Here is a 13300-nt window from a genome sequence, read left to right as displayed (position 1 = left end):
TGTCGCCCTGCGCGACGCCTAGCTCTGCTGCTCGTCCTCGATAATCCAGTCGGCAAGGTCGGCGCCGGCAGCCATCAATCCCAGTCCGTGGGCAATCGAGGTTAGTTCATTGCCCATCACCAGCCGGCCTTCACCGAAACGCTGCGCGAACAGCCGGCGCACTGCCGGTATCTGCGAGGACCCGCCGGTCAGGAACACATGGTCGATGTCGTCTGGGGCAAGGCCGGCCTGCTCCAGCGCAAGGTCGACTGTCTTGTCGATGCGCTGGAGATCCGCGGCGATCCACCTTTCGAAATGCTGGCGCTCGACCCTCGCCTCGATGGCGAGGCCCGGTGCTTCAAAGACGAACTCGGCCTGGGTCTCGCTTGAAAGCGTGCGTTTTACCAGCCCGATCGCCTCGTAAAGCGCGTAGCCCAGCTCGCCCTCGATCACTGCGACCATGCGCGCGATCGCTGCGGGATCGGTTGCGCTGCGCTGCAATCGCGACAATTCGGCAAGCGTGCGCCGGTTGCGCATCAGGGCAAGGCGCGACCAGTCGCCAAAATCGGCAAAATGGCCGGCCGGAATCTCCAGCGCCTTGTCGAAGGAGCGATAGGTCCCGCCCTTGCCCAGCAAGGGCAGCACGATGTTGTCCATGATCCGGTAATCGAACGTGTCCCCAGCGATGCCGATGCCGGCAGACCCCAAGGGTATGCACCGCCGCGCCGCGCCGGGCTCGGCTGCGCGGACAACCGAGAAATCGGTGGTCCCGCCGCCGAAATCGGCCACCAGCAAGGTCGCGGGCTCATCGAGCTGCGAAGCAAAGCCGTATGCTGCGCCCATCGGTTCGTAGACATAGTGGATTTCGCGCCCGAGGGCAGCGAACATCGCATTGTACCGCGCGCGCGCCAGCGCCGGATCGGGCCGGGCGCCGGCGTAGCGCACCGGACGGCCCACCACGATCCTGTCCGGCAGGTCGGACAGCGGCCCGCCCGCATGGGCCACCAGGTGCGCCAGGAATATTTGCCCCAGCTCTTCGAACCGCAGCCGCTTGTCGAACAGGTTGGCGGTTTCGAACAGGGGGTTGGCAGCCAGCGACTTGAACGATTGCAGGAAACGGCTGCCTTGCGGAAAATCGAGGAACTCGGCGATGGCCCATGGGCCCGCCTCGTGCCCCAGACCGCCGCGTATCGCATCGTCCTGCCAGAAACAGAGCGCAGAGCGGAAGACCTCGGACGCACCGTGCGGCGTGGCGAAATCGACCAGCGCCGTGTCACCGGCGCCATCGGCAGACGCGATGACCGAGTTGGTCGTGCCGAAATCGATGCCGACGGCACGCATGGCAGGCTTGGGGTCGTCCACTGGCACGCGGGCTACGCTTCCGACTTCAGCGTGACCCACACCTCGATCGGGGCGACGAACTTGCCAGGCGCAGGCTTGCCGATATCGATCCGCTCGGCGGTGACCAGTTCGCCGGTTGCCAGGTTGAACCTGGCCCAGGGCTTCGGCATCCGGCCAAAGGCCATTGTCTGGATCGGGCGCCCGGTGGCGGTGTTCATGATTGTCGCAACGATGCTCATGCGCGGCCCGTTAGTCCGCCCGTGCAGGTGCTGTCCAGAATGGCGAGGCGGCTATCGCCAGGCTGCTTGGAAGTGATCATGGGCAAACCAGCCGATTGCTGCGCGGTTTCCGGATTAGGCAGAAAGCAGGATAGAGGAGTGTGCGGCGATCTTGTTGTCGCAGCGGCCTGCTTTTTATTAGCTGAAATCGCTGAGGCCAAGAGGCCAACTTATCCATCGCCTTCGAGGACAAATTGATCATCGGTCCCTGCGAGAGATCGGCCCTGCCGGTTGAAAAATTCATTTAATTGGCGGCGGATGGCCGCATTCTATTTGTCAAACCTGTCGTTCCACAATCTTTCGAAAAGATCCGCCAATCAATCAACGGACGGAAACGATACGGCCATTTACTGGCGAAAAGGTGATAGAACTACAGAAGCCTTTAGCCATCATTCTGGCGGTCGACGCTCGAATGGCCAGTTGCGACAACAAGTTAGGGCGTCGGTTTGGCAAATGGCCTTCCGACTGCACAGCGTACCGTAATGAAACGGAGTAGCCGCCCGTCTCGACAAGTGGATTTGTCTTGGTTAGTGAAGCGTTAACCAAATCGAAGGGCGCAAACGATTCGCGTATCGCTTCGATTATCAGAAGTTAAACTAGACTACTTTTTTTGGGGGGGGGATGATGCGACTGATTATCGGTCTGTGCTTTGCTGCGTGCTACGCATCCCCCGCCCTAGCTGACGAAATCGTTGATACGCGCACGGTGCAGATCGCTGTGGACGGGACGATCAGCCAGCGCTGCGCAATGGGCAGCATTCCCAACATGGATTTCGGCGATCTCAATCGGGGTGGCCTATCCGCGAACGCACGTGTCGCTTTTGACTGCAACGTACCCTTCACCATGAACATCTCGGGTTCCGGGGGCGCTCTTAGCCATACGACGATGCCTTCGGGCCAAGGGCCCTACTCAGGCGCCCTACCCTACGCATTGGGAATTTCGATGCCGGTCCGGCACCCGTCGGTGCGTACGCTTACGCGCACTTTTGACAGCCGCGAACTGCGTGGTGGGGGGTCCTTTTCCAGCAACGGTGGGATCGCGACGGACGGGATGACGCTTTCCATTCAACTCGCCGCCCCAACCGGAGAGGCTGGGTTGCTGGCCGGAAATTACGTTGAAACGATCACCATCACGGTGTCGCCAATGTAGGTCGACGCTTCATATTCGGCGTTGGCAGCCCCGATGCATGGCCGCATCGCTGACGCCAATCCGCCCGCCTGACTCGCACCGTTGTCAGGCGCAAATGTTCACGCGGTGCATCATTAATCCGTCGATGAAGCACAACGGGGGTGCGATCGACAGTAAAGGACATCAAGTTATGAAGTTCGTCATGCGGGCCGCTTTGGCCACCACAGCAATCGTCTCGATGGGCGGCGTCGCCCAGGCCCAGACTCATAGTATCGTCAATCCGGTGAACGAGAGCGTCACCATTCCGGTGACGACTCAGACCACGACGACCACGATCGTGTCGCAGCGTCCGAACCCTTCGTTCGGTCAGGGCAACAACAATCAATCGCCGTTCATCACCAACGGTTGCCCGAACAATCCGGCCTGCGTCAGCACCCCGGTGACGACGACAACGAGCACCACGACCAATGAGGTCCAGACCTCGTTCACTATCTCGGGCTCGGCTGCCAACGACACCGAAGCGGCTACGCCGACCGTGGCGAACACCTTCACTTTGACCGGCACCGTCAGCCGCGACTGCTCGTTCTATGCCGGCAACACTAACGCCGCACGCACGATCGACTTCGGCACCATTGGCGTTCGCACCGGCAACAACGAGAACGTGAATGCCGCGTTCGAGATGGCCGGCCCGGCGACTGCCACCGTCCAGACCCTGACCGCTGGCTGCAACACCAACAACTCCGTAGAAGTCAGCAAGAACGACATCCGCGGCATGGTGAACGCCAATCCGGGTGGTTATGACACGGACGAGTTCCAGGCCAACATCCCCTACGCGGTCACCGCGAGCTGGACCGGTGTGGGCCTCAACGCCGTGACCACCGGCACGCAGCAGGGCTTCACCGTGCCCACGACCGGTAATGCCGGTTCGCTGCAGCAGGGTGCCTGGCGTTCGGCCATGGAGATCGCTTTCAACGCGCCTGCCATCACCGATCGCGGCCTGGTTGCCGGTACCTACAGCGGCACCACCACCGTAACGCTGCGCGCTCTCTAAGCTTGCCCGGTAGGGGCGGGCGGCGCTCACCCCTGGGGGCAATCGCATAGAATAAGGATGCGGGCACCGTCGCATCCGGGGTTGCAATGTTCGGTGCACACTCCTGGCCTTTTCGGGCCGATCAAATGAGGAATACTTTTATGAAGACTGCACTTTATCTCGCTGCCGCTTCGGCCGCGCTTATCGCCACCGGCGCCCAGGCCCAGACGCACCAGACGACGAACGTTGCCGAATACGCCAGCGTCGCGCCGATCAACGGTTCGCCGACCACCTACAACGCGACCACCCCGCTCGAGCGTCAGCAGGCCGATGCCGTTCTGGCCCAGGGCAACAATCCCACCGTCGCTCTCGGCACCCGCATCACGCTGCTCTCGACCGCCGCCGATGACACCGAAGCCGCCTCGCCGACCGTGTCGAACACCTTCACCCTGACCGGCGTCGTCAACCGCGACTGCTCGTTCTACGCCGGCAACACCGCTGCTGCGCGCACGATCGATTTCGGCACCATCGGCGTTCGCACCGGCAACAACGAGAACGTGAATGCCGCGTTCGAGATGGCCGGCGCTGCCACTGCCACCGTTCAGACCCTGACCGCCGGTTGCAACACCAACAACTCGGTCGAGCTGAGCAAGGACGATATCCGCGGCATGGTCAATGCCAACCCGGGCGGTTACGACACCGACGAGTTCCAGGCGAACATCCCCTATGCGGTCTATGCCACCTGGACCGGCGTTGGCCTCAACGCGGTGACCACCGGCACGCAGCAGGCCGTCTACGTTGCGCCGCAGGCGAATGCCTCGACGCTGCAGCAGGGTGCCTGGCGTTCGGCCATGCGCATCGATTTCAACGCGCCCGCCATCAGCGATCGCGGCCTGGTCGCTGGTACCTACACCGGCACCACCACGGTCACGCTGCGCGCGCTGTAATCACCTAACGCGGATGGGCGGTGCCGATGTGCACCGCCCATTCAATAACCAGACGGGACAGCGGTCGCTGTCCGATCAGAGGGGGAATATCATGAAAATCGTTTTCAAGGCTGCTCTGGCCACTACTGCTCTTGTTGCCTTTGCCGGCAGCGCTCAGGCACAGACCCATACCTCGACCCGCATTCAGTATGCCAACCCGGTTGTCGGGCCGACGGGTAACGTCGACACGCCGCTTAACTTCGGCGAAGCCATCACGGTTGCGATCAACGAGGGCCTTCTCGCGCTTGATATCGGAACGCGCTATTTGGCGACCTCGACCGCTGCCAACAACACGGAAGCGGCTACGCCCACCGTGGCGAACACCTTCACCCTGACCGGCACCGTCAGCCGCGACTGCTCGTTCTATGCCGGCAACACCAACGCTGCGCGCACGATCGACTTCGGCACCATCGGCGTTCGCACCGGCAACAACGAGAACGTGAATGCCGCGTTCGAGATGGCCGGCCCGGCGACTGCCACCGTCCAGACCCTGACCGCTGGCTGCAACACCAACAACTCCGTAGAAGTCAGCAAGAACGACATCCGCGGCATGGTGAACGCCAATCCGGGTGGTTATGACACGGACGAGTTCCAGGCCAACATCCCCTACGCGGTCACCGCGAGCTGGACCGGTGTGGGCCTCAACGCCGTGACCACCGGCACGCAGCAGGGCTTCACCGTGCCCACGACCGGTAATGCCGGTTCGCTGCAGCAGGGTGCCTGGCGTTCGGCCATGGAGATCGCCTTCAACGCACCTGCCATCACCGATCGCGGCCTGGTGGCCGGTACCTACAGCGGCACCACCACGGTGACGCTGCGCGCTCTTTAAGCGACACACGACAGACTGGAGAAAGGGGAGAGCGGGATCTTTCCCCTTTCTTCACGTCTGGGTGGCAATTTTAAGATCATAACGAACGGACGGGGAATGATGATGCTGGTCACACTTTGGCGCCGCGGCATTGCGACGCTGGGGGCCTTGGCTCTTGTTGTGGGTCTGACGCCCGCTTCTGCCATGCGCGTGTCCCCGATGGTCGTTGAAATGGAATCGCAGGCCGGCGCCGCAGTGGCGCGGATCGAGGTTCAGAACATCAACCAAGGCAGCCTGGCGTTCGAAACACGTATCTATCGCATGACGCTGGATGATGATGGAAACATCGTCGAGGAACCGGCTGACGAGGATTTCCTTGTCTTCCCGCCGCAGGGCGTCCTTTCCCCCGGTGCAAGGCAGGTTGTACGGCTTCAATGGGCGGGTGCGCCTGATATTGCCGCTTCCCAGGCATACTACGTCTCCGTCAATCAACTGCCGATCGCCTTTGCGCCGGCCGACGCTGATAACGTCGCGGCGCAGGTGCAGGTCGTCTACAACATGCGCGCGCTCGTCGTCGTCGCCCCGCCTGGCGCGACGCCCAACGTCAGCGCCATGTCGGTTGGCCCCGTTACCTACACGCCCGAAAGCCCTCCCGGTTCGACCGAAGTTGCGCAAAGCGTGCGTGGTCTTGAGGTCACGCTCGCCAACACCGGCCGGCGCCATGCCATGATGTCGGGTTACAACTGGCGGTTCGAAGGCACTGACACCGAGGGGCAGCCCATACGCGTCGACGTGACGACCGAAGAGCTTAATCGCGCAGTCGGAACCGGCTATGTCCCCGCTTTGGGCGAACGGACCTTTCGTCTGCCGGTCCTTGGCTTTTCCGATCAGCCAATCCGCCTGACGTTCTTTCAGTGAAGCGTTTGCTGCTTTCGTCGGCAGCACTGCCCCTGATACTTGCAAGCGGTGCAGGTGCGCAGGTCGTCGTGCCGTTGCCGCGATCAACTCCTGCGCCCGCTCCGCAGGAGAACGCCGTCCCGCAACAGGAGCAACCGCCGCGCGCTCAGGACGGCATAGTTGTGCCGCTGCCCGGCCCGCAGACGCCGGATCAACTGCTGGAACCGGCCGTACCGATCGGTCCTCACGGCCGCCCGGACATCAACCCCTACGATCGCGACATCGACATGACGGTGCCGCTCACGTTTCTTACCCGGTCCCTCGGGGACATCCCCATGCGGCTGACCGCAGACGATCGCTTCCTGCTCGATTCCCCCACCTTCCTGCGATTGATGCGCACCGTCCTGAATGACGAGGCGCACGCGGAGCTTTCGGCGACGCTCTCTCCTCTAACGGTGTTCGGACCCGAGGATCTCGTCTCGACAGGCGTCGCCCTGACTTACGATCCTGCATCGCTCGCGGTCGTGGTTGTTCAGGTCAGGGCGGATCAGCGGGCGGTGGAGGATATCTTCGCCCCGCCGCGCGACGATCTGAACGATGTCAGCCTCGCGCCGGCGGCCTTTTCCGCCTACCTCAACCTCAATGCCTCGCAGACCTACCTGTGGACTGCGGCAGATCAGCAGCGGCCCACAATCAACCTTGACGGGGCCCTGCGTTTCGGGCGGATCGTGTTCGAAGGGGATGCCTCGCTCGGCGAGGAATTCGGCTTGACCGAGACGAGCTACCGGTTCGCCCGCAACTATGCCCGTTTCGTTTATGACCAACCCGAAAGCTACCGTCGCTGGTATCTGGGCGATCTGGACCCGGAGGTGCGCGGCCAACAGTCGTTCGTCCAGATGGGCGGCGTCGGCGTTGCCCGGCAGCAGCGCCGGTTCAACACGTTTCGGTCGGCGGTCTTGCAAGGAAACCGCCAGCTCATCCTGCAGCGAGAGGCGACGGTCAGGTTCTTTCGCAATGGCAGTCTGTATCGCGAACTGCGGTTGCAGCCGGGTCGCTACGATTTCAGCTCGTTGCCGCTTCTGGCGGGCAGCAATGATGTGCGGGTGCAGGTGCAGGACATCACCGGAGCAGTGCAGGACCTGTCGTATTCGCAGTACCTCGATCCGATCGACCTGGACCCAGGCGATTACGAATACGGCGCCTACCTTGGTGCCACCAGCCGGGAACTCGGCCGGGCGCCGGATTACCGCGGTCCGTTGGCTTTCACGGGATTTTTCCGCAAGGCCTTTTTCGGCCGCCCCGCCATCGGTGTCGGCGTGCAGGCGAGCGAACAGGTGCAGAGCCTGACCGGGCAGACCCAGTTCGTTTTGCCCAATGGCGGCCGGCTGTTGTTCGACGGGGGCGTCAGCCTGTCGGAACGGGCCGGCACCGGGTACGGCGCGGGCGTCGCCTACGACCAGTTCTTCGATCGCGGGGGTTTGGCTGACAACCTTTCACTGCGAGTCGACTACGTTTCTCCCGATTTCGCCAGTCTTTCTAACCCGGAAGGTTTCAATCTTACCGCGGTTTCGATGTCTGCGCAGTACACCAGGCAATTCAGCCAGGACATCCTCGCCACGATCAGCGGTTCCTATCTCAAGGGCCGCGAGACAACGGGCGACACCTACCGTGTCGGCGCGACTGCCTTCTATCGCATCAACGAACGCTGGACGGTGCGTGCCGGGGTTGATTACGCTGGCTTCCCGCGTACCTTTGCCATCGGCAGTGGCTTCAGCGCCAATATCGGACTCGTCTTTCAACCGGACTACCGCCGCCGGGCGGAGGCGCGATATGAATCGCGCGATAATCTCGCTGAACTGTCGTACGTCCAAAGCGGTCTCAACGAACTCAACAGCGTCGGGTTCGGCGGCGTCCTCACCCATCGGGACGATGCGGTCCAGGCGCAGGGCTTTGCCAGTTATTCGGGCAATCGTTTCGATGCGTCGGTCAGCCATGCGGCCTTTGGCCCATCGCTCTCCTCGATCGATCAGTTGCAGGCGACTTCGGTGCGGGTGGGTACGACCATCGCCTTTGCCGATGGCGTGTTCGGCATGGGGCGCCGCATCAACGACAGTTTCGCGCTCGTCTATCCGCACGAGACACTTGATGATCGAACCGTCGTTGCCGGCGCCTCGCTGGCGCAGAACAACTACATCGGCAAAAGCGGAGCGCTGGGTGCCGCGGTAAACAATTTCCTCGCCTCCTACGTGACGCAATCGGTACAGTACGACGTGGAAAATCCGCCCACAGGCTACGACATCGGGCCAGGCGTGGTTCGGGTCAGGCCGCCTTATCGCAGTGGCTATGCCGTGCGGGTTGGTACCGATGCCTTTGTCAGCGCGACAGGAACGCTGACGAGGGCTGGCGAGGCCGTTTCGCTTGCCGGTGGCCGCGTCACGCTTCTCGATTTGCGCGATGGCGAGAACCCGCAGCCGATGCCTTTCTTCACCAACACCGTCGGGCGCTTCGCGATCTCGTCGCTGTTGCCAGGTCGGCGTTACCTGGTGGAAACCTACGGTCCGAACGGGACAACCGCTCGCAGTTTTGAATTTACGGTTCCTGCCAACAGTGACGGCCTCGTCGATCTTGGCGCCGTAGCTCCAGGCACGGTCAGATGAAAGGACACTTGATGGTGCGTTTTGCCCTGCTCGCCCTTGCCTTTAGCCTAGGTGCGGCGGCAAATCCGGCGGCCGCGCAAGCGGGACCTCCCGGCGCCGTCCCCGGCGGGGGTCAAGGAAACTCGCCCCTTGCTGACTGCAGACTGAGGATCAATGCAACCCCAACGGCGTGGATCATCCGCGGCTATGATCCATACGAGCCCACCCCTCCCGAAGCGGTGTTCAGTGCCACGTTCGTGAACGACGGGGCGGCCGAATGCCGGTTCACACCGACATTCGAACTGGATCAGCCACCATTCGGCCTTTCGTCGGGCAGGGGCAGACCGATTGGCTATGCCCTGATCAACCTGTCCGATTCGCAGGACGTAACGCCGCGAACGGGCAGATCGGTGCGCAACTCTTCCGAGCAGCGCGCGATGGTACTGGCGTCGAACGAACAGCGCACGATCACCTACCGGCTCGTCGCATCACCCGACGATGTCAGCGGTGCGGGCACGTTTACCCAGGACGTTGTCCTGACCGCACAGGACCACGCCCTGCGCACGATGGGCGGAACGCGGGTCGTGCTGGGGCTCGAGGTTTTGCCGTCCGCGCGGATCGGCCTGGCTGGAGCCTATCGCGTTTCGGACGGGCAGGCCGTGGTAAGTCTTGGCGAACTTCGCGAAGGTCCGGCACCCGTTCCCCTGCAACTGCGTGTATCTAGCACCGGCCGTTACGAACTCGACGTAACCTCGCTCAATGCCGGAAACCTGCGTTTGTCTGGCACCGAATGGACCGTGCCCTATTCGCTCACGATCGGTGGAAATCGCGTCAATCTCTCTGCAACGGATCGGGTCTCCGGGCCCGCCGAGACCGGGATGAATCGTACCGCGCTGCCGATCCAGTTCTACATCGGCGATGTATCGCGCAAACGTGCAGGTACGTACTCGGATTTGATCTCGATAACAGTGACGGCGCGCTAGGGCAGGCTTAACCAAACGCAAAACATTCGCTGTTAGACACTCCCCTTGAAGCCGTTTTCAACAAGGTGGGGTGATGGCAATGCAGGCAGCAAAAGCGATTTGCGCCATGGCTATGGTGCTCGCGTCCGTTCCCGCAGCGGGCACGGATGCAAGTTTTACGGTTCGCGCCGTAGTGCCGGTTTATTGCGAGGTACAGCACCGGGGGGCCGGCAGTGTTGCGCTCCAGGGCCAGTCAATATCGCTTGGCAACTTCCGCGAATACTGCAATTCGCCGGGCGGCTATTCCCTGGTGGTTCGCTACGCGCCGGGAACACTTCAAGGAACCGTACTTTCTGCAGGATTCGATCAAGTCGTTCTTGATGGTTCGGGCGAAGCCGTACTGAGCAGGGAAATCCGCCCGCGGTTCCGGCACCGTACGGTCATCGCTACACCGGGCGAGCGCGGTTTCGACACCGACCGCATCGGCTTCGATCTATTACCGGCAAACCCTGCTGGATGACGGCTCGGTATGCAGCGTTCGAGCGCCTGGCTTGTCTGGTCCACCGCTGGCCGCAGATAACACGTCTCTGAACTTCACGTTTATTTCGTGGCTTGGGTTGAAACAGCAGAATGGGCAGCCGCTTTAGCGGGGGCCAAGGCATGGCTATCTAGCTGCGCACGTGCGTTGTGATAGCGGGAGAATTGGCTCCGACAGGTCCATCCCGCAGGATCAGATTAGGCATGTTTCTCGTGACGAAGATGAATGGGCGAGCAGCCGATCCGCAGGGGTCTTGGGCCCGGACCGGAGTGACCGATCCGCTGCACCGGTGCTCATCTCGTCACAGACACGGCCTGCAAGAGTGCTATGATACGGCCCGGAAGTGGGAACGCCGCCCACCGGCACGCAAGACCCCGATGAAATGCCCGAGATACGGGAGTTACAGGGCGGCATGGAAACAGAGGCCATTGCCAAGGGTTAGTGGCGGTGCTGTCAGTCTAACTGCAACTCGTCTCCGATTGGCTAGGCCTCTCCTTCTGCGTTTTCGATTCAGACCATGAGGTTCTGCCACTCGGCGAGTGCGGCCGAGCGGCGGGCCTTGTAGGCCTGTCTGTTGATCATGTGTCGGCTGAGGTTGTAGTGGTTGTGGACGTTGGCGTGGAGGTGATTGAAGCGGTGGGAGCCAGTCGCGAGGTCTAGGTAGATCCAATCAAGGTCATCATCCTCAAGCCGATACAGAACGGAGCCGACGCGATCCTCGATACGCTCGACCTTGCGAGGGTAAAATATCCTGAAGATGAAAGGCGGGTTCACTGCGAGATTCGCCCTTGGGCCGTTGAACTGGCACCCGGGCGGATTGGTTCGAAAAGGCTCACGGAAGGGTAGTTGGGGGTAGTCTGGGCGACACCCAAACACCTCGTAAGGTCAAGTGGCCGGGTGCTGTGGTGCTGTCAGTCTAACCGCAACTCGTCTCCGATGGCGAGGCTTCCCCCTCCCCTCAGTCAGTTCAGGCCACGAGGTTCTGCCACTCGGCCAAGGCGGCCGATCGGCGGGTCTTGTAGGTCTGTCTGTCGATCAGGTGTCGTTCGAGGTTGAAGTGGTTGTGGACGTTGGCGTGCACCGAGGCGAACTTCTGTAGCGACTTCATCTGTCGGAACCTGAGCATCGCCCGTTCTCGTCGTCGAAATGGCAGGTGGCTGTTCTCGACCCGGTTATTGGCCCAACGTCCCACCTCCTGCTTCTCGGCGTTGCCCAGTTCGGTCATCGCCGCCCTGTACGAGCGCAGACCATCAGTCGTGATCTCGGCCGGCGAGCCGTGGCGTCGCAGCGCCTTTTTAATGAACCGCAGGGCTGCCTTCTTGTCTCTGGTCTTCGTGACGTAGCTTTCCAGCACCTCGCCCTCCTGGTCGACCGCTCGCCACAGGTAATGCATCTCGCCGTTGATCTTCACGTAGACCTCATCGAGATGCCACTTCCATTGCCTGAAGCCTTTCATCCGGCTGACCCGCTGGCGACGAACGTCAGCCGCGAACATTGGGCCGAACCTGTTCCACCAGTGGCGTACGGTCTCATGGCTGATGTCGATGCCGCGTTCGAACAGCAGGTCTTCGACGTTCCGCAGGCTCAGCGGAAACCGCACGTACATCATCACAACCAGGCGGATCACCTCGGGCGACGAGTTGAAATAGCGGAAGGGGCTGGTTTTTCGGGGTCGAGGCATCGGAGCGCCCTACCCTCACCGCCTTAAAACGCTAGCGGTGCATTTGCTCTGACAATGCCAACCTTCAGCTAACGACCCGATTGCGGACATAAGCCTCGTCCTGGTGCTGTCAGTCTAACCGCAACTCGTCTCCGATTGGCAGAGCTCTCCCCCTCCCAGCGGTCAACTTAGGCCATGAGGTTCTGCCACTCGGCCAAGGCGGCCGAGCGGCGGGTCTTGTAAGTCTGTCTGTCGATTAGGTGGCGTTCAAGGTTGAAGTGATTGTGGACGTTGGCATGCACCGAGGCGAACTTCTGTAACGATTTCATTTGTCGGAACCTGAGCATGGCCCGCTCCCTTCGCCGGAATGGAAGGTGGCTGTTCTCCACCCTGTTGTTGGCCCAGCGTCCCACCTCCTGCTTTTCAGCGTTGCCTAGCTCGGTCATCGCCGCCTTGTAGGACCGCAGGCCATCGGTGGTGATGTGGGCAGGCGAGCCGTGACGTTTTAGCGCCTTCTTCATGAACCGCAGCGCGGCCTTCTTGTCTCTGGTCTTCGTGACGTAGCTCTCGAGCACCTCGCCTTCCTGGTCGACCGCTCGCCACAGGTAGTGCATCTCCCCGTTGATCTTCACGTACACCTCGTCGAGATGCCAATGCCATTGGCGGAAGCCTTTCATCCTGCTCATCCGTTGCCGTCGGACGCCAGCGGCAAACATGGGGCCGAACCTGTTCCACCAATGGCGCACCGTTTCATGGCTGATGTCGATCCCGCGTTCGAACAGCAGGTCTTCCACGTTCCGCAAGCTCAGCGGGAAGCGGACGTACATCATCACAACCAGGCGGATCACCTCAGGTGACGAGTTGAAATAACGGAATGGGCTGGCTGGTTTGCGAGGACGGGGCATCGGAGCGCCCTACCCTCGCCGAATCGAAACGCTAGTGGTGCATTTGCTCTGACAGAGCCAGTTGGGCAGCTGCTGGAATTATGCTCAATTGATGAGTTCGGCGGTTGCCGACAACTAGGCATTATGCCCCATTCACTATCAGATTAATCACT

General features: G+C 61.6%; 13 protein-coding genes. 8 read left to right on the top strand and 5 right to left on the bottom strand.

All coding sequences use genetic code 11. From position 1 onward, the window contains the following. Nucleotides 1–18 precede the first annotated feature (18 nt). Both GRI62_RS03430 and GRI62_RS03425 read right to left on the bottom strand, forming a co-directional pair. Nucleotides 19–1320, bottom strand: coding sequence for an Hsp70 family protein (locus GRI62_RS03430; protein ID WP_131453743.1), 1302 nt, complete (start codon nucleotides 1318–1320; stop codon nucleotides 19–21). A 32-nt stretch (nucleotides 1321–1352) separates the two neighbouring features. After that, complete coding sequence (locus GRI62_RS03425) at nucleotides 1353–1559, bottom strand: hypothetical protein (RefSeq protein WP_131452015.1); 207 nt, start codon at nucleotides 1557–1559, stop codon at nucleotides 1353–1355. 663 nt (nucleotides 1560–2222) lie between these two features. Here GRI62_RS03425 and GRI62_RS03420 point away from each other — a divergent pair. From GRI62_RS03420 to GRI62_RS03385, 8 genes are all read left to right on the top strand, one after another. Then, on the top strand, nucleotides 2223–2747 hold the full coding sequence (locus tag GRI62_RS03420) for a hypothetical protein (protein WP_234027355.1): 525 nt from the start codon (nucleotides 2223–2225) through the stop codon (nucleotides 2745–2747). A 169-nt stretch (nucleotides 2748–2916) separates the two neighbouring features. Further along, nucleotides 2917–3777 (top strand): hypothetical protein, encoded by an 861-nt coding sequence (locus GRI62_RS03415; RefSeq protein WP_131452013.1) that lies wholly within the window; start codon nucleotides 2917–2919, stop codon nucleotides 3775–3777. Nucleotides 3778–3917: 140 nt separating this feature from the next. Continuing rightward, nucleotides 3918–4703, top strand: a complete 786-nt coding sequence (locus tag GRI62_RS03410; RefSeq protein WP_131452012.1) for a hypothetical protein — start codon at nucleotides 3918–3920, stop codon at nucleotides 4701–4703. A gap of 91 nt (nucleotides 4704–4794) precedes the next feature. Further along, a complete protein-coding gene (locus GRI62_RS03405; RefSeq protein WP_131452011.1) occupies nucleotides 4795–5571 on the top strand; it encodes a hypothetical protein in 777 nt (258 codons plus the stop codon). Between the two features lie 183 nt (nucleotides 5572–5754). Then, the gene (locus GRI62_RS03400) at nucleotides 5755–6468 is read left to right on the top strand and encodes a fimbrial biogenesis chaperone (protein WP_234027354.1); all 714 of its coding nucleotides are present in this window, start codon (nucleotides 5755–5757) and stop codon (nucleotides 6466–6468) included. Beyond that, nucleotides 6465–9104 carry a fimbria/pilus outer membrane usher protein gene (locus GRI62_RS03395; protein ID WP_234032780.1) on the top strand — a complete coding sequence of 880 codons (2640 nt, stop codon included), beginning with the start codon at nucleotides 6465–6467 and terminating at the stop codon, nucleotides 9102–9104. The genes GRI62_RS03400 and GRI62_RS03395 overlap by 4 nt, the downstream gene beginning before the upstream one ends. 11 nt (nucleotides 9105–9115) lie before the next feature. Next, nucleotides 9116–10066, top strand: coding sequence for a hypothetical protein (locus GRI62_RS14485; RefSeq protein ID WP_234027353.1), 951 nt, complete (start codon nucleotides 9116–9118; stop codon nucleotides 10064–10066). Between the two features lie 73 nt (nucleotides 10067–10139). Continuing rightward, nucleotides 10140–10565 (top strand): hypothetical protein, encoded by a 426-nt coding sequence (locus GRI62_RS03385; RefSeq protein WP_234027352.1) that lies wholly within the window; start codon nucleotides 10140–10142, stop codon nucleotides 10563–10565. A gap of 528 nt (nucleotides 10566–11093) precedes the next feature. On the opposite strand, the gene GRI62_RS03380 is transcribed toward GRI62_RS03385, so the two are convergent. The 3 genes from GRI62_RS03380 to GRI62_RS03370 form a co-directional block, all read right to left on the bottom strand. Further along, nucleotides 11094–11357 (bottom strand): hypothetical protein, encoded by a 264-nt coding sequence (locus GRI62_RS03380; RefSeq protein ID WP_131452009.1) that lies wholly within the window; start codon nucleotides 11355–11357, stop codon nucleotides 11094–11096. A gap of 193 nt (nucleotides 11358–11550) precedes the next feature. After that, nucleotides 11551–12264: an IS6 family transposase gene (locus GRI62_RS03375; RefSeq protein WP_131452008.1), complete on the bottom strand. Its 714-nt coding sequence runs from the start codon at nucleotides 12262–12264 to the stop codon at nucleotides 11551–11553. A 167-nt stretch (nucleotides 12265–12431) separates the two neighbouring features. Further along, a complete protein-coding gene (locus GRI62_RS03370; RefSeq protein WP_131452007.1) occupies nucleotides 12432–13148 on the bottom strand; it encodes an IS6 family transposase in 717 nt (238 codons plus the stop codon). Nucleotides 13149–13300 lie beyond the last annotated feature (152 nt).

The sequence above is a fragment of the Aurantiacibacter arachoides genome, assembly GCF_009827335.1.
GTDB classification, from domain to species: domain Bacteria; phylum Pseudomonadota; class Alphaproteobacteria; order Sphingomonadales; family Sphingomonadaceae; genus Alteraurantiacibacter; species Alteraurantiacibacter arachoides.
Note: the sequence above shows the minus strand (reverse complement) of the source record. Positions and strands in the feature narration are given on the sequence as shown.